This window comes from Arthrobacter sp. B3I9, assembly GCF_030816935.1.
In the GTDB taxonomy this organism is placed as follows: domain Bacteria; phylum Actinomycetota; class Actinomycetes; order Actinomycetales; family Micrococcaceae; genus Arthrobacter.
Genome location: NZ_JAUSYO010000001.1, coordinates 1,056,608 through 1,072,998, shown reverse-complemented (window position 1 = coordinate 1,072,998; position 16,391 = coordinate 1,056,608). Strand labels below are relative to the sequence as shown.

Here is a 16,391-nt window from a genome sequence, read left to right as displayed (position 1 = left end):
ACCCTCGATGAGCACATTGCACGGAGGGCCGTCTGAACCGGACGGCCCTCCGGCCTTCTCTGTGGCCGCCCGGGAGGCCGGTGCCTCGGCGCGCACCGGTCCCGTGCCGTCGGCGTCGTCCGTGACCGTCCGCCAGCAGCCCGTCCCTGTCCGGGCGGACGGCGTCCAGCTCCTGGGCGAGACGAAAGGCTCCGGGTACAGGGAGGCGCCATCCCTGGTGCGCCGCTCAGACGGCCAGACGATCCAGCTGACGAAGCTCCTGTACCTGGTCCTTGAGGCCATCGACGGCCACCGCGGGCTCGAGGAGATAGCGGAGCACGCCAGCATCGGATTCGGGAAGCTGGTCAGCGCGGAGAACGTCCAGACCCTCATCACCTCTCAGCTCCTTCCGCTGGGGCTGCTGCGGCTGGCCGACGGCTCCCAGCCTGCGGTCAAGAAATCCAACCCGCTGCTGGGCATGCGGTTCCGCTACTCCGTGACGGACCCGGAACGCACCAGGAAGCTCACGGCACCGTTCGCCCGGCTGTTCAACCCGCTGATCGTCGTGGCAGTGACGGCCGCCTTTCTCGCCATCTGCTGGTGGGTGCTCACGGTCAAGGGCCTGGCGTCCGCCACGCATGAGGCCTTCGCCAACCCGGGCCTGGTGCTGCTGATCCTGGCTGTCACGGTGCTTTCCGCCGGCTTCCATGAGTTCGGCCACGCAGCGGCCGCGCGGCGCGGCGGTGCCACGCCCGGGGCCATGGGTGCGGGCCTGTACCTGATGTGGCCAGCGTTCTACACCGACGTCACCGATTCCTACCGGCTCGGCCGCGGCGGACGGCTGCGGACGGACCTCGGCGGCCTGTACTTCAACGCCATCGTGGCCGTGGCGATCATGGGCATCTGGTGGGCCAGCGGTTACGACGCGCTGCTCCTCGTGGTGGTCACCCAGATCCTGCAGATGGTCCGCCAGCTGATGCCGATGGTCCGCTTCGACGGCTATCACATCCTGGCCGACGCCACCGGGGTGCCGGACCTGTTCCAGCGCATCAAACCCACCCTGCTGGCCCTGGTGCCGTGGCGCCGGACGGCACCGGAAGCGCAGCTCCTGAAGCCCTGGGCGCGCGCCGTTGTCACCATCTGGGTGCTGGTCACCGTGCCGCTGCTGGTCTTCAGCATGCTCACCATGGTGCTCACCCTGCCGAGGGTTCTCGGCACCGCGTGGGACAGCGGGTGGAAGCAGCAGGCCATGCTCGCCAACAGCCTGTCCAACGGGGACCTGGCCGGGGCAGCCGTGCGGGTGGTCGCGATCGCCTGCATCGTATTGCCGGTGCTGGGCATCTTCTACATCCTGCTGCGCCTCGTCCGCCAGTCCGTCGCCGCGCTCTGGAAGAAAACCCAGGGCAGCGCGCTGAAGCGCGGGACCGCCATGGTGGCGATCGGCGCTGTGGTGGCCGTGCTGGCCTGGGCCTGGTGGCCCGGCGGGGACAGCTACCGTCCCGTCCAGCCCTACGAGCGGGGCACCCTCGCCGACGCCACCACGGCGATTTTTCCGGCGGCCTCCACCGGCCGGCTCCGGGAGGGCCAGGCGGGCAGGACCGTGGCTCTGTGGCCGGAGGGAGCCAGGAAGCCGACCCGGGACGAACCGCAGCTGAGCATGGTCCTCGTACCCCGGCAAAACGGCGCCTCAGGTGCCGCCGGTGCTGCCGGCGCTCCCGGTGCGGTCGGTGTGGGGGCTCCGTCCTGGGTGTTCCCGTTTGACCGGCCGGCCGCGCCCGGGGAGGACGGCAACCAGTCACTCGCGGTCAACACCACGGACGGCTCCGTTGTCTACGATGTCGCGTTCGCGCTGGTCTGGGCCGACGACGGCGAGGACGTCACGGCCCGCAATGAGGCCTATGCCTTCGCCAGCTGCGCAGACTGCGCCGCCGTGGCGGTGGGCTTCCAGGTGGTCCTGATCGTCGGCCAGACGAATGTGATCGTTCCCGAAAACCTTTCGGCGGCCGCCAATTACAACTGCCTCCGCTGCCTGACCTACGCCTTGGCGGACCAGCTCGTGGTCACGCTGGACGGGCCCTTGAGCGCCGAGGGATCAGCCCGGCTGGATGAGCTATGGCAGCAGATTGCGGACTTTGGCAGGAGCCTGCAAAACGTGCCGCTCTCGGAGATCCAGGGACGCCTGGACGCGTTCAAGCGACAGATCATGGACGTGATCCGGAGCGATCCGAACGCGCGGCCGGGAACCCGGTCCGGCTCGGCGACCCCGCCTCCCGCGACGCCCTCCCCGGCGGCCACGCAGCCGCCGTCCCCAGGGTCCACGCAGTCGCCGTCGCCGGGGGCCACCGGTGGAACGCAGCCGGCCGGCGGCTCCGCCACGACCGCTCCGGCCCCCACGGGAGGAGCGGTCTCCACCGGGGGCACTGGGGAAACACCGGCGTCGGCGCCCGCCGCCCCTTCCGCGGCCGCAACGACGGCGGCGCCCGCACCGACGCCTGCACCGACGTCGGGCGCGGGGACGGGCCAGGTCCTGCCCGCGCCGACAGCGACGGCCTCACCGACACCCTAGGCCGCTCCGCTACCCATCGATTGCTCCGTAGCTGCCGTTATGAGCCCTCATAAGGGCAGTTACGGAGCAACCGATGCGGCACCGACGACGGCGGCAGTCGACTCGGCGGTCGCGCGTTCCTCATCGGCGGGCACGCTACCCGGGCTGCCGGGACGTCCATTCGTCCGCGAGGATGGCGTAGACGACTTCCGTGGCCCATTGGTTCTTGTAGTGCCACTTGTCCACCTGCCGCGATTCCAGCCGCATGCCAAGGCGTTCGCACAGGGCGGCCGAGGCGGTATTCAGGCCATCGAGCTTGGCATCGATCCGGTGGAATCCCAGGTCCTCGAAGCCGAGTTTCAGCAGCGCCCCGGCGGCCTCCGTGCCGATGCCCCTGCCCCGCGCCTCCGGCGCCAGGCTCCAGCCGATCTCGGCCTGTCCGCGGCCGGGCAGCCATTTCAGCACCACCTCCCCGAGCAGCACGTCCGGCACCCCTGCGGCCTCGATGGCCAGGCAGACCCAGTCGCCTTCCTTCTCGAAGACGAAATTGGCGTACCTGCCCACGCACTCCATCGACTGCGTGTAGCTCTTGGCCTCACCGGGCAGGAAGCGCGCAGTCTCGGGCAGCGAGTGGTAGGCGTGGTACGCGTCCAGGTCCGATCCCTTGAAGCGGCGCAGCACCAGCCGCCCCGTACGGATGGGCAAGTCGAGTTCTGTCATTTCCCCACCCTAGGACCCGCTACCCATCGATTGCTCCGCAGCTGCCGTTATGAGGCCCCATAAGGGCGGTTACGGAGCAATCGATGCGGCGCTGACGACGGCGGCCGTGGCCTCGGCGATCGCGCGTTCCTCATCGGTGGGCACCACGAGCACCGGCAGGGCGGACGCCGGAGTGGAAATCACCCGCGGCTCTTTGGAGCGCTCACCATTCAGGCCTGCGTCGAGCTCCACGCCGAGGGCCCCGAGCCGCTCCGCGACCAGCGCGCGGAACTGGTGCGAGTTCTCGCCGATCCCGGCCGTGAACACGAGGGCCTTCGCACCGCCGACCGCCACATGGTAGCCGCCGATGTATTTCGCCAACCGGTAGGACGCGACGGCGAGGGCCATGGCCGCCCTCGCATTTCCGGCCTCGGCTGCCTCGACGACGGAGCGCATGTCGTTGTTGCCAGCAAGCGCTTTGAGGCCTGACTGCCGGTTGAGCATGGAATCGAGGTCCTCCGGGGACCAGCCGGCGCGGGCGAGGAAGACCAGGATAGACGGGTCCAGGTCACCGGATCGCGTGCCCATGACGAGGCCCTCCAGCGGAGTGAAGCCCATTGAGGTGTCGATGGACTCGCCACCTCGGATTGCGGTGACGGAGGCCCCGTTGCCCAGGTGGGCGATGACGGCGTCGAACTCGTCCAGCGGGACATCGAGCAGCGCGGCGGCCCGGTGCGCCACATACTCCTGCGAGGTGCCATGGAATCCGTAGCGGCGGATGCCGTGGTTGGTGTACAACTCGTCCGGCACGGCGTAGCGCCAGGCGTGCTCGGGCAAGGTGCGGCGGTGGAAAGCAGTGTCGAACACGGCGACCTGGGGCAGGTCCGGCCACTTCTTCGTGATGGCGCGGATCCCGAGGACGTTCGCCGGGTTGTGCAGCGGCGCGAGCGGGTTGAGCCGTTCGATGGCCCGGGTGATCTCGTTGTTGACCAGCACAGGCTCGGCGAAGCGTTCCCCGCCGTGCACGACGCGGTGGCCGACGGCGTCCAGCTCCCGCTCCCCCAGCGCCGCGTGGATGTCGGCGTCCACCTGTTCCAGGGCTTCGGCATGGTCCCGGGGGCCCACGATTTCGCCGTCGCCGTCGCCGCCGTTGCCCATGCCGATTCTTTCGACCAGCCCCTCGGCCAGCACGCTGCCGGCTTCGACATCGCGGACCTGGTACTTGAGCGAGGACGAGCCTGAGTTGATGACGAGCACGAGCATGGGGCCTCCTAAGCCTTGGCTTCCGTGGGCTGGTTTTGCGCGGCCGGGGTTTCGGCGGAGCTGGGGGCGGCGGACCGGTTTTCCGGGGATTTTTCCGGGGATTGGGCCTGGATGGCGGTGATGGCCACCGTGTTGACAATGTCCTCGACGGTGCAGCCGCGGGACAGGTCGTTGACGGGTTTGCGCAGCCCCTGCAGCACGGGCCCGACGGCGACGGCTCCGGAGGACTGCTGGACAGCCTTGTAGGTGTTGTTGCCGGTGTTCAGGTCCGGGAAGATGAAAACGGTCGCCTGCCCGGCCACCGAGGAGCCGGGCATCTTTGATTCGGCGATGGCGGCGTCGACGGCGGCGTCGTACTGGATGGGTCCTTCCACCGGGAGGTCCGGCCGCTTGCTCCGGACGAATTCGGTGGCCTGCCGGACCCTGTCCACGGCCTCACCGGTTCCGGAGCCGCCCGTGGAGTAGGAGAGCATGGCCACCCGCGGCTCCACGCCGAACTGGGCTGCAGTTCCGGCCGAGGCCAGGGCGATGTCTGCCAGTTGCTCGGCGTCGGGCTCCGGGTTCACGGCGCAGTCGCCGTACACCAGCACCCGGTCCGGCATCAGCATCAGGAACACCGAGGAGACGATCTTGACGCCGTCGCTGGTCTTCACGAACTCCAGCGCCGGCCGGATGGTGTGCGCGGTGGTGTGCGCCGCCCCGGAGACCATGCCGTCCACCACGCCCAGCTGGACCATCATGGTGCCGAAATAGCTGCCGTCCAGCAGGACTTCCTGGGCTTTGGCCAGGTCGACGCCCTTGTGCGCCCGCAGTTTGGCGTACTCCTGCGCGAACCCCTCGCGGAGCTCCGAGCTGGCCGGATCGATGATGTTGATGCCGGTGAGGTCGATGCCCTGGGTGGACGCGACCTCGCGGACGTCGGATTCACGGCCGAGGACGGTCAGCTCGCAGACGTCGCGGCGGCGTAGGATCTCGGCCGCCCGCAGGATCCGGGCGTCCTTGCCTTCGGGCAGGACGATGTGCCGGCGCTGCGAGCGCGCCCGCTCGATCAGCTCGTGCAGGAAGCGCAGCGGCGTCATCCGTTCGGGGCGCGGCAGATGCAGCCGTTCGATCAGTTCGGCCTCGTCAACGCGCCTGGACCAGAGCCCCAGCGCGGAGGCTACCTTCCGGCGGTGCCCGGACCAGATTTCGCTTCGCACCTCTGAGACCCGTTTGGCGGTGACATAGGTGTCGTCCGCGGCGGTGAACACGGGGAACGGTGCCTGGGCCAGCAGGGAGTAGATGTTGGCCTCGGGGGCAAGCCCGCCGGTGAGGATCAGCGCCGACGGCACGGGGAACTCCGGCGAGAGGGAGGACGCGAGGCAGGCGACCAGCACGTCCGCCCGGTCGCCCGGCACGATCACCAGCGCGCCGTCGTCGAGCACATGCAGGAAGTTGGCGACGCTCATGGCAGCAACCTTGACGGAATGCACGTCGCGTTCCAGGTCCGGCAGCCCTGCCACCTGGCCGAGGCCCAAGGCCGAGGCCACTTCCCCCGTGGTGGGACGGGCGATGTCCTCGAGCTCCGGAAGGACATAGACGGGCCGGCCGGAACTGCCCGGCTTCACTGCGGCGGCGATCGCGTCCATGGAGGCGGGCTCGGCACGGTTGACCATGATGGCCAGGAGCGAGCAGCGCTCGGCCAGGAGCTCCTTGCGGGCCACCTCGACGGCGTCGGCGGCCTCGGCCACGCTCAGGCCCTTCGCCCCGACGACGGCGACCACGGGTGCGGCGAGGTTGTTCGCCAGCCGGGCGTTGAGGTCGAACTCGACGGCGGCGTCCTGGCCGGTCAGGTCGGTCCCCTCAACAATCACGACATCGCATTGCCGGGACATTTCGGCGAAAATCTCCACGCAGCGGGAGTCGATTTCCTCGCGTTTGCCTTCGGCGAGCAGCCCGCGGACCTCGGCGAACGTCAGTGCGCCCCGGCAGCGGTCGTCGTCGAGGTCAAACCGGGACTTCATCAAGGCGACCATCGGGTCCGCGGCAACATCCGGGCCATTAACCACAGGCTTGAAGAACCCGATACGGTCCGCATGCCGGTGCAGGGTGTCCGCCAGGCCGAGCGCAACCAACGACTTGCCCGAGCCCGGAGTGGTCGCGCTGACGTAAATACCTTTAGCCATGGCCTGCCCTTCGCTGTGAGGTGGTGCTGCTCCCGTCCCACCCTACTTTGCCGCTGCCCGGCGCCCTGTCTCCTCTTGACAGCGGGCACCCGAATGGGATTACCTAATGAACATTCGGTAAATAAAGCTGGAGGCAATGACGCATGGCTGGACTGACAGTTTCCGGGGAATCCCATCCCATCCTGAAGGACGACTATGCCTCGGAATGGATGGGGATCGACGTCGTCGCGCTCGACGACGGGCACGCCACTGTCCGCATGACCCTCCGCCAGGAAATGCTCAACGGCTTCGGCATGGCCCACGGCGGAATGATCTTCGCCTTCGGCGACACCGCCTTCGCACTGGCGTGCAATCCCGTCCAACCACCGCCGGGCGAGGACGCCAATATCACCGTTGCCGCCGGCGTCGACATCAACTTCCTGCGGCCGGCGTTCCGCGGACAGGTGCTGACCGCCGTCGCAAACCGCCGGGCCAGCACCGGGCGCAGCGGCCTGTACGACATCCAGATCTACGCCGCCGATCCCGCCGACACCGCCGACACCGCTCCGGACAGGGAGCTCCCCGCGGGCGCGGCACCGGCTGCCACCCTCCCCGGCCAGCTGCCGGCCGACACCGCCCCGGGCGAACTCATCGCCGAGTTCCGCGGCCGCAGCCGTACCATCTCCAAGAAACAGAAATAGGGACCACTGATGACCCAAGAAACCGTCGCCACCGCCGCTGATGCCGTTCTGGACCGCGAGGAAACCATCTCGCGCGACGAGCTCGAGGCACTGCAGCTCAGCCGCCTCCAGCACACGGTGGCGTACGCCTACGACCGTGTCCCCCTGTACAAGCGCAAGTTCGACGAGATCGGCGTCCACCCGTCGGACCTCCGCGAACTCGCCGATCTCGGCAAGTTCCCGTTCACCACCAAGGAAGACCTGCGGCTGGAGTACCCCTTCGGCATGTTCGCCGTGCCGCAGCGCGAGGTGGTCCGGATCCACGCCAGCTCGGGCACGACGGGCCGTGCCACGGTGGTCGGCTACACCAAGCAGGACCTCGCCGACTGGGCCAAGCTTGTGGCACGCTGCTTCCGTGCCGCCGGGGTCCGTCCCGGCATGAAGGTCCATAACGCCTACGGCTATGGCCTGTTCACCGGCGGCATGGGCGCCCACGCCGGCGCCGAAGCCCTGGGCTGCACGGTCATCCCGATCTCCGGGGGCCAGACGGAACGGCAGATCACGCTCATCCAGGATTTCGAACCCGACGTCATCCTGGCCACGCCGACGTACCTGCTCACGATTGCCGATGCCATGGTCAGGCAGGGCATCGACCCTGCTTCCACCTCACTGAAGTACGCGGTTCTCGGCGCCGAGCCGTGGACCGAGGAGATGCGCCACGAGCTGGAAGTGACGATGAACATCAAGGCCTGCGACATCTACGGCCTCTCCGAGGTCATGGGCCCCGGCGTCGCCGGTGAAGCCGTGGAAACGCAGGACGGCAGCCACATCTGGGAGGATCACTTCCGGCCCGAGATCATCGACCCCTTCAACCCGGCGGTCGGGGTGGATTCGGTCCTCGGCGACGGCGAACACGGCGAGCTGGTCTTCACCTCGCTTACCAAGGAAGCGCTGCCGATCATCCGGTACCGCACCAAGGACCTCACGCGGCTGCTGCCCGGTACGGCCCGCCCCGCTCACCGCCGCATGGGCCGGATCACGGGCCGCAGCGACGACATGATCATCCTGCGCGGGGTCAACCTGTTCCCCTCGCAGATCGAGGAGATCGCGCTGCGGATCCCCGAGCTGAGCCCGCACTTCCAGCTAGAACTCGCCCGCCCTGAGGGCCAGCGCATGGACGAGCTCACGGTGAAGATTGAACGCCGCGAATCCGTTCCGCGGGAGGGCAGCGCGGCCGCGGCCAAGGCGCTGCAGCAGCAGATCAAGATCCAGGTGGGTTCGACTTGCCGGGTGGACGTCGTGGATCCGGGCTCGCTGGAACGGTCCAACGGCAAGCTGCGCCGGATCTATGACCTGCGGCCCAAGCCCTGATCGGGCCGTGAGAAACTAGCCTCTATGCCCAGCACAGCAACTCCCACAAAACGCGGCCGCCCCGGCTATGACCAGCAGTCGGTGCTGGCGATCGCCGTCGAGGTCTTCAACCGGCACGGTTACGACGCGACGTCGATGGGCATCCTTGCCGAGAACCTGGGCATCTCCAAGTCGGCGATCTACCACCACGTGCCGTCCAAGGGCGACCTGCTGAAGCTGGCCCTCGACCACGCTTTGGGCGGGCTCGAAGCGATCCTGGACCAGCCCGGGGCCACCTCGGGCTCGGCCGAGGCCCGGCTGGAGTTCGTGGTCCGCCAGACCATCTCCGTGCTGGTGGAACGGCTGCCGTTCGTGACCCTGCTCCTGCGCCTGCGCGGGAACACGGAGATCGAACGGGACGCGCTGGAACGGCGGCGGACCTTCGACCACAAGGTCGCCGCCCTGATTTCGGAGGCCCGGGACGTGGGGTCCCTGCGCCAGGACATCGACCCCCGCACCGTCACACGCCTGCTTTTCGGCACGATCAACTCGATCGTCGAGTGGTACAAGCCCGGCGGCTCGCTCTCGCCGGAGAAGCTGGCCGACGACGTCATCACCATGGCGTTCCACGGCCTCCACGCCCCGCAGTGACGGGCCGCGCCCGGGACCCGATTGATCGACGGCGCCGATTGCCGGCCCAGATTGACGGCAACGGGCGCTGAGGGCCACGCTATGAGGATGGCCACCAGGTTATCGAGTCACCTCATGGGCATTTTCCCGCAGTTGCGTTACGAACCCACTGCCAAAAGGATCCGGGCGGGCCTTGACGGAAACGTACTCATCGACACGATGCGGGCCTGCCTGGTGTGGGAGCCGCAGCGGGTCACGCCCCTCTTTGCCGTGCCGGAGCCGGAACTGCGGGCAGAGCTCGAGACACCGGCCTTGCCCGCGCCCGCCGTCGAGGAGCACGCCTTCGCCCTTCGGAAAGGCGCGCCCGCCACATCGCTCGACCCGGGAACGGCGTTCGGCAGGCACACCTGCGCCGGCGAGGAACTCGACGTGGTGACGGCTGGGGCAAGGGTACCCCGGGCGGCCTTCCGGCCGGCGGACCCGGACCTGGCCGGCTATGTGGTGCTGGAATTCGCCCCCTTCAACTGGCTTGAAGACGACGAGGAGATCATCGGCTACCCCCGCGATCCGTTCCACCGTGTAGACGTCCGGGCATCCTCCGTGGAGGTGGGTGTGGCGCTGGACGGCCTGACGCTCGCCAGCACGAGCCGGGCGCAGCTGCTCTACGAGACGATGCTCCCGGTGCGGTACTACATCCCGCCCGCGGACGTGCATTGGGACCTGCTGGAGGAAAGCCCGAAGCGGACCGTCTGCCCCTACAAGGGCCAGGCCCGCTACTGGAGCCATCCGCGTTCCGGGCAGGGGCGGGACATCGCGTGGAGCTACGACCGGCAGTTCATTGATGCCGCCCAGATCCACGGCCTCATCTGTTTCTTCAACGAGCGGGTCGACTTGACGGTGGGAGGCGTGCTGCAGCCGCGCCCCGTGTCGCCATGGTCCCGCCGGAGCGGCAGTCCGGGGGCACTTTGACGGCCGCACCACGGGTTTCCCGGCAATCACCCGGCGTGTCCGTGCCAATGTGCCCCCGCCTGCGAGGCAGGGGCACAGAAAAAGCGCCCCGGCCTGGGCCGGGGCGCTTTTTTGCCGTTGCCGGCTGGACAGCCTTCAGATCCGGTAGTCCGCCGCCGAGGTGCGGTTCTCGTGCACGCAGAGGATATTGTGCTCGGAGTCCATGAACCAGGCGCACTTCTCCGACTCCGTCGTGCAGATGTGGTTCTCCGTCTTGAGATCCGGGAGGTTGTAGTCCTGGAACTGGACCCCCTTCGATTCCATCTCCTCGACCGTCTTCTCGATCTCGCTGACTTCGAAACTCAGGGTGGTGTGATCGGAATGCTTTCCGTCCCTGACTGGCATGAGCTGCAGCATGGGGCCGCCGTCGCTGCCGAATAAATCGCTTCCGTCGTCCGCCACGCCACGGTGCGGGAGCCCCAGCGTGTCGGCGTAGAAATGCCGGGCACGCGCCGCATCGTCAACTGGCAGGACCGTTGTGGCTTTATTGAGTACTAGGGTCATGTCGCCACCTCCTACGAGCAAGATTTTACGCCGGAGCGGGGCCGAAAGCCCGTGTAGATTGCGCCCCGATCGAGCGACGCTCCCCCACCTCCGGCAGCGCATGCGGACGCTCCCTCACTGAGGAGGGAGCGTCCGGACTGGAACCGCAGGACGTGAGGGAGCGTCGGGAGGGGGCTACTTCTCCACGAGGGTGAGGACGTCGTAGGTGGCCACGATCTCGTCATTCTGGTTGGTCAGGACGGCGTCCCACGCCACCTCGCCGTACTCGTCGGTCTCCCGCGGCGTGATTTTCTTGGCCGTCAGCGTGACCCGGATGGAGTCCCCGGCAGCCACCGGAGTGATGAAGCGCAGGTTTTCAAGGCCGTAGTTCGCCAGCACGGGGCCCGGTGCCGGCTCCACGAACAGTCCGGCACCCCAGGCCAACAGCAGGTAGCCGTGCGCCACGATGCCCGGGAAGAAGGGGTTGGCGGCCGCGGCCTCCTGGTTGGTGTGGGCGTAGAAGGTGTCGCCCGTGGAGTTGGCGAATTTGGTGATCTCTTCCAGCGAGACTTCGCGCAGCCCGGAGCGGATGGCGTCGCCGATGTGCAGGGCGCTCAGTGACTTCCGGAACGGGTGCTGGCCTTCAGTCTCCAGGGTGAAATTGCGGTCGGCTCCGGTGTGCCAGATGCCCGTGATGGCCGTGAGCATGTTGGGCGAGCCCTGGATGGCAGTGCGCTGCATGTGGTGCATGACAGAGCGGATGCCGCCGAGCTCCTCCCCGCCGCCGGCGCGGCCGGGACCGCCGTGGACCAGGTGCGGGACCGGCGAGCCGTGGCCGGTGGAGCTCCGGGCGTCCTCCCGGTTGAGCATCAGGACGCGGCCGTGGTGGGCAGCGATGCCGGTCACGAGGTCGCGGGCGACGTCCGGATCATTGGTGCAGACGGTGGCGACCAGCGAACCGCCGCCGCGGGCGGCGAGACGGACGGCGTCGGCCAGGTCCGCATAGCCGATGACGGAGGAGACCGGGCCGAACGCCTCAAGCGAGTGGACCTCGTCGGCTTCGGGATCGGCCCAGCTCAAAAGCACGGGAGCCATGAAGGCGCCGTCCTCGACGACACCCACTGTCCCGTCGGCGCGGGTGACTTTCGGCGAGTCGAGGGTTCCGTACGCGAGTTCGCCGCCGGCGTCGAGCATGGACTGCACCGCCGCCCGGACGTCGGCGAGCTGCTCGCGGGAAGCCAGGGCCCCCATCGTGACGCCTTCGGCCCGGGGGTCGCCGAGCACGACGCGCTCGCGGATCCGGTCCCCCACAGCGGCAACGACGTCCGGCACACGTTCCTGCGGGACGATGGCGCGGCGGATCGAGGTGCACTTCTGGCCAGCCTTGGCCGTCATCTCGGTGACCAGGGATTTGATGAAGGCGTCGAATTCCGGCGTGCCCTTGACGGCGTCCGGCCCCAGGATCGCCGCGTTCAGCGAGTCGGTTTCCGAGGTGAAGCGGACCCCGCCCCGGAGGACGTTCGGGTGGTTCTTGAGCGTGTTGGCGGTGGAGGCGGAGCCGGTGAAGGCCACGAGGTCACGGTAATCGAGGTGGTCCAGCAGCGTCCGGGCGGAGCCCGAGATCAGCTGCAGCGAGCCCTTCGGCAGGATGCCCGACTCGTCGATCGCCTTGACCACTCCGGCTGCCACATAGCCGGTGGGGGTGGCGGGCTTGACGATGGTGGGCACACCGGCCAGGAACGCGGGAGCGAGCTTCTCGAGCATGCCCCAGACGGGGAAGTTGAAGGCATTGATCTGGACGGCAACGCCCGGGATCCGGGTGTAGATGTGCTCGCCGGCGAAGGAGCCGTCCCGGGACAGCACCTCCATGGGGCCGTCCACCACCACCTGGGCGTTGGGCAGTTCACGCCGGCCCTTGGAGCCGAACGTGAAGAGCACGCCGATGCCGCCGTCGATGTCGATCAGGGAGTCGATCTTGGTGGCACCGGTCTGCGCCGAGAGCGCGTAGAACTCCTCGCGGCGGCCGTTGAGGTACTGCGCCAGTTCCTTGAGTTTGAGTGCGCGCTGGTGGAAGGTCAGCTTGCCCAGTTCCGCCTGCCCGGTCGAGCGTCCGTAGTCGACGACGGCGGCAAGGTCCAGGCCCTCGGTGCTCACCTTCGCCAGGAGCTCCCCGGTGCTTGCGTCAAGGACGGGAGCCGCAGCTGCCCCGGAACCGGCGGCGGGAGTCCACCAAGAATCCCGGATGAAGCTGGGAACGATCCCGACGGTGTCTAGTGTGGATTCCGGAGCAGTTGCAGTGGTGGTCATCGTTGACGGGTCCTTCCAACGCGGGGGCAGATCCGGCCAGAACATTACTGACCGTCCGTTCGGTAATATGTCTACAGTACATGAATGAGGCCTGCCGCACACTAGGTGGCGCAGCACAGATCGGCCTGAACCATCCGGCCAAAAAGGAGAATCCATGACGCCCGAGCCGCGCAATGCCGAGCTGTGGAAGATCACGCTCGGGGAACTCGACGAGAAGATGGGTGTGAAGATCGTCGAGGAATCAGTCGAGCGCGTTGTTGCGACCATGCCCGTGGAGGGAAACCGCCAGTCCTTCGGGCTCCTTCATGGCGGCGCCTCGCTGGCCGTCGGGGAGGCGGTGGGCTCCTGGGCGGCGGTCATTCACGCCAGTACCCTCGGGAAAACTGCGGTGGGCGTGGACGTTTCGGCCACGCACCACAAGTCCGCCCGCGAGGGAATCATCACGGTCACAGCCACCCCCATCCACCTGGGCGGGACCCTGACCACCCACGAAGTCGTGATCACCAACGAGGGCGGCCAGCGGCTGTGCACCCTGCGGATCACCAATCTGTTGCTGGACCGCAAGGCCTGAAAGCGCGCTTAGGCCTGCCGCTTCGCCGCCGTCGGTTTGCGCCGGCCGAGCACCAGGAACAGCGCCCCCAGTAGGAGCGAAGCCGCGGCCAGCCCGGCTGCCGGCAGGAGAGAGCCGGCACCGGTACTGGCCAGCTGGTCGGGCCCGGCGGGCGTGCCGGCAGGCACGACGGCGGCCGGCGCCGGAGCTTTGGCAACCCCCGCCGCGGGGGCCGCAGGTGCCGCGCCGTCCGCACCAGCCGCCGGCGCAGCCGGCGCAGCAGGTTCGGCTGGAGCAACCGGGGTTGCGGGCGTTGCCGGCGCTGCAGGTTCCGCGGGCGCAGTGATGACGAAAGTAGCGACCAACGGCTCGGACACCACACCCTCGACCGCCTGGCTGGCGGAGATTACGTGGGGTCCGGGAGCCAGGCCTGCCGGGAACGGAAGGCTCCAGCGGCCGCCCTCTGCAGTGGTGGTGCCGGCCGGCGTGCCGTCGATCGTGACGGTCACCGCGGCGCCGTCGACGCCGGTTCCCGAAATGGTCCGCGGAAGCGATTCCTGTTCGAACTTCGCCCCTTCACGGACGGTAGAGAGGGCGGGCGCCGGCGGGGCGACGGTGAAGGTGCGGATGGCTGGAGGGCTGTCAGCATGCTTGGGGGCAACCTGCGTCGCGGTCACGGCGAGCTGGCCGTACACCGGCTTGCCGGCCACACGGATGCTCCAGCGGCCGTCCGGCGAGACCGTGTCCGTGCCGGTGGCGTCGCCGGACAGCTTTACCGTGAGTCCGGGCGTTCCGGTGCCGTCGATGCGGTCCACGCCGGTCAGGGCCGCGCCTTCAGCAGGACTGGTAATGACGGGTGCGGCCAGGTCAGAGACCTCGATCGAGAAGGAGGCCTTCCCCGACCGGCTGAATCCGTTCACGGTTTCGGCTGAAAAGCGGAGGGGACCCTTGGTTGAGGGCGCCGGGAAGGACCAGTTTCCCGAGGCGTCCACCGGGACTTCGAGCGGCGCAGCAGCGGGGTCGCCGGAGATGGTCACGCGGACTGTCGAATTCGCGGCCACGGCGGAAGCGGGGGCCGCCGGAACACGACCGGTGACCGGCTGGCCCGCCGTCAATGTCTGGCCTGCCGGTGTCGAGAGTTCCGGCTTGTTCAGGAACAGCTGGAGCTCGAGGCCCCCGGGAATCCGTGCGAGCGAGTCCTCCAGCGTTGTCGCGATGGCGAAGTTGCCGGTGGATCCCGCGCCGTCACCGGCGGAGTGGGTCCCCACCGCAAAGTTGCCACTGATCCAGGGGCCGCCGGAGTCGCCGCCGCTGGACTGGACGTCCTGGGACAGGAAGCCGTGGAACGCGCGGAGGTCGGCCGGATCAGCGGTGGTGCCGCCGACGACGTAGATTCCCAGCTCCTGCACCGTGCCGCAGGACCAGCCGGTGGTCCGTCCGGAGCGGCAGACCTGCTGGCCTTCGAACGGGGCGACCGTTCCGATGATCTTGACGGCGCTGGCTCCGGGGTCGGCCGCCTCGCCGGGGGCCCACACCGTCGCTGCCGGCTGGACGCCCAGGCCCTTCCGGAGTGATTCAATGACCGCGATGTCAGTTCCCACGTTGTCCGGGTTGTCCTCATCGCCGGTGATCCAGGAGCTCTGCTCACCACCGAACTGGCTGAAACCGAAGGTGCCGAGTGCCGGGTAGGGCGGGGACGACGGCGCCGTCGCTCCGGACGCCGGGGCAGAGGTCCGCGGCTCCACACTTGCGGTTTTGGCGTTACCGTCCTGGGCGCAGTGCCCGGCCGTCAGCACCACCGGCCGGCCGGCGGGACTGAAGGCGCCGAAGCCGGCGGAACAGATGGCGTTAGCGTCGGTGACATAGCCTTGGCCGCCGAAGAGCTCCTCCTCCGTGGCAATCGCCGAGCCTTTCTCCAGCGCCACATTGGCGTAGCGGGCCACGAAGTCCGCCGGCGAGACCTTGCCGCGCACCTTTGCGGATTGTGCGGTGGCGGTCGGTGCCGGTTGCGCCGCTTCCGCTGCGTTCTCTCCGCCGGTGCGGATGACGAAGTGGCCGCCCGAGTAGGCGACGGCCTGCAGCCCGGCAGTGCCGACGTCGCGGACGAAGGCCTCGAACAGCTGCTCCGTGCTGGTGGCTACAAGATCCGCGGCCGAACGGGCGTCGGGCGTTGTGGGTTTGGCCTCGCGCGCTGCGGTCCCGTTTTGGGGCTGCGGCGCATTTGCAGACGCTTGCTTCTTCACCGGGACGGGGGCGGGTGCCGCGAGGACGAAATCTCCCCGTCCCGTACGGTTCAACTCTGCCACCCGGGACTGCAGCTCCACTCCGGCGCCCTCGACGACGATTTTGCCGCCATCCAGCCGGACGGCAGCGAAGCCGGGAAGTTTCTGCAGTGACGGCAACGCGTCAGCGGCGCGCCTGGCCTGTTCGCCCGCGGCATTGAACTCGGCCAGGGTCATGCCGAGATCGCGCAGGACGGCCTGTGCGAGGCCCTTCTCGCTCGGGACCGGCGGCACCACTGCAGCCGGCGACGAGGGGCCCGTCGGGGCCGGCAGAGCGGTTGCGGGAAACAACACGGGCGCGCCCGCCCGAGACCCCGTCGTCGCGGGTTCCGGCTCCCCACCCGCGAACGCCGGGACGGCACAGAACGATCCGGTCAGGGCGAGGGCGGCCGCGGACACTGCCCGCACGGCCAGCTGAAACTTCGGAGTCTTCACCCGGCTACCCTATCGGCCCCGACCGGCCCGGCAAGC

Annotated in this window: 12 protein-coding genes; 6 read left to right on the top strand and 6 right to left on the bottom strand. The window is 68.6% G+C overall.

The window, feature by feature from the left end; all coding sequences use genetic code 11:
- Window positions 1-7 precede the first annotated feature (7 nt).
- Window positions 8-2,545 carry a hypothetical protein gene (locus QFZ65_RS05070; RefSeq protein WP_306908632.1) on the top strand — a complete coding sequence of 846 codons (2,538 nt, stop codon included), beginning with the start codon at window positions 8-10 and terminating at the stop codon, window positions 2,543-2,545.
- A 135-nt stretch (window positions 2,546-2,680) separates the two neighbouring features.
- Here the strand turns inward: QFZ65_RS05070 and QFZ65_RS05065 are convergent, their stop codons facing one another.
- From QFZ65_RS05065 to pta, 3 genes are all read right to left on the bottom strand, one after another.
- Window positions 2,681-3,244, bottom strand: a complete 564-nt coding sequence (locus tag QFZ65_RS05065) for a GNAT family N-acetyltransferase (RefSeq protein WP_306908630.1) — start codon at window positions 3,242-3,244, stop codon at window positions 2,681-2,683.
- 69 nt (window positions 3,245-3,313) lie between these two features.
- Window positions 3,314-4,486: an acetate kinase gene (locus QFZ65_RS05060; protein WP_306908628.1), complete on the bottom strand. Its 1,173-nt coding sequence runs from the start codon at window positions 4,484-4,486 to the stop codon at window positions 3,314-3,316.
- Between the two features lie 8 nt (window positions 4,487-4,494).
- Complete coding sequence (gene pta, locus QFZ65_RS05055; protein WP_306908626.1) at window positions 4,495-6,651, bottom strand: phosphate acetyltransferase; 2,157 nt, start codon at window positions 6,649-6,651, stop codon at window positions 4,495-4,497.
- Between the two features lie 143 nt (window positions 6,652-6,794).
- On the opposite strand from pta, the gene QFZ65_RS05050 reads away from it, so the two are divergent.
- The 4 genes from QFZ65_RS05050 to QFZ65_RS05035 all read left to right on the top strand — a co-directional run bounded on the left by QFZ65_RS05050 (window position 6,795) and on the right by QFZ65_RS05035 (window position 10,259).
- Entirely contained in the window at window positions 6,795-7,331 is a 537-nt protein-coding gene (locus QFZ65_RS05050) for a hotdog fold thioesterase (RefSeq protein WP_306908624.1), read from the top strand.
- A gap of 9 nt (window positions 7,332-7,340) precedes the next feature.
- The gene (gene paaK, locus QFZ65_RS05045; RefSeq protein WP_306908623.1) at window positions 7,341-8,681 is read left to right on the top strand and encodes a phenylacetate--CoA ligase PaaK; all 1,341 of its coding nucleotides are present in this window, start codon (window positions 7,341-7,343) and stop codon (window positions 8,679-8,681) included.
- 24 nt (window positions 8,682-8,705) lie between these two features.
- Window positions 8,706-9,311, top strand: a complete 606-nt coding sequence (locus tag QFZ65_RS05040; protein ID WP_306908621.1) for a TetR/AcrR family transcriptional regulator — start codon at window positions 8,706-8,708, stop codon at window positions 9,309-9,311.
- Between the two features lie 114 nt (window positions 9,312-9,425).
- Window positions 9,426-10,259 (top strand): DUF427 domain-containing protein, encoded by an 834-nt coding sequence (locus tag QFZ65_RS05035; RefSeq protein WP_306908619.1) that lies wholly within the window; start codon window positions 9,426-9,428, stop codon window positions 10,257-10,259.
- Window positions 10,260-10,394: 135 nt separating this feature from the next.
- On the opposite strand, the gene QFZ65_RS05030 is transcribed toward QFZ65_RS05035, so the two are convergent.
- Together QFZ65_RS05030 and paaZ are read right to left on the bottom strand one after the other, a co-directional pair.
- Window positions 10,395-10,802, bottom strand: coding sequence for a VOC family protein (locus tag QFZ65_RS05030; protein WP_306908617.1), 408 nt, complete (start codon window positions 10,800-10,802; stop codon window positions 10,395-10,397).
- A 174-nt stretch (window positions 10,803-10,976) separates the two neighbouring features.
- On the bottom strand, window positions 10,977-13,088 hold the full coding sequence (gene paaZ, locus QFZ65_RS05025) for a phenylacetic acid degradation bifunctional protein PaaZ (protein WP_306908613.1): 2,112 nt from the start codon (window positions 13,086-13,088) through the stop codon (window positions 10,977-10,979).
- 154 nt (window positions 13,089-13,242) lie between these two features.
- Here paaZ and QFZ65_RS05020 point away from each other — a divergent pair, with 154 nt between their 5' ends.
- Complete coding sequence (locus QFZ65_RS05020) at window positions 13,243-13,659, top strand: PaaI family thioesterase (protein ID WP_306908611.1); 417 nt, start codon at window positions 13,243-13,245, stop codon at window positions 13,657-13,659.
- An 8-nt stretch (window positions 13,660-13,667) separates the two neighbouring features.
- Here the strand turns inward: QFZ65_RS05020 and QFZ65_RS05015 are convergent, their stop codons facing one another.
- Entirely contained in the window at window positions 13,668-16,355 is a 2,688-nt protein-coding gene (locus tag QFZ65_RS05015; RefSeq protein WP_306908609.1) for a trypsin-like serine protease, read from the bottom strand.
- Between the last annotated feature and the right edge of the window lie 36 nt (window positions 16,356-16,391).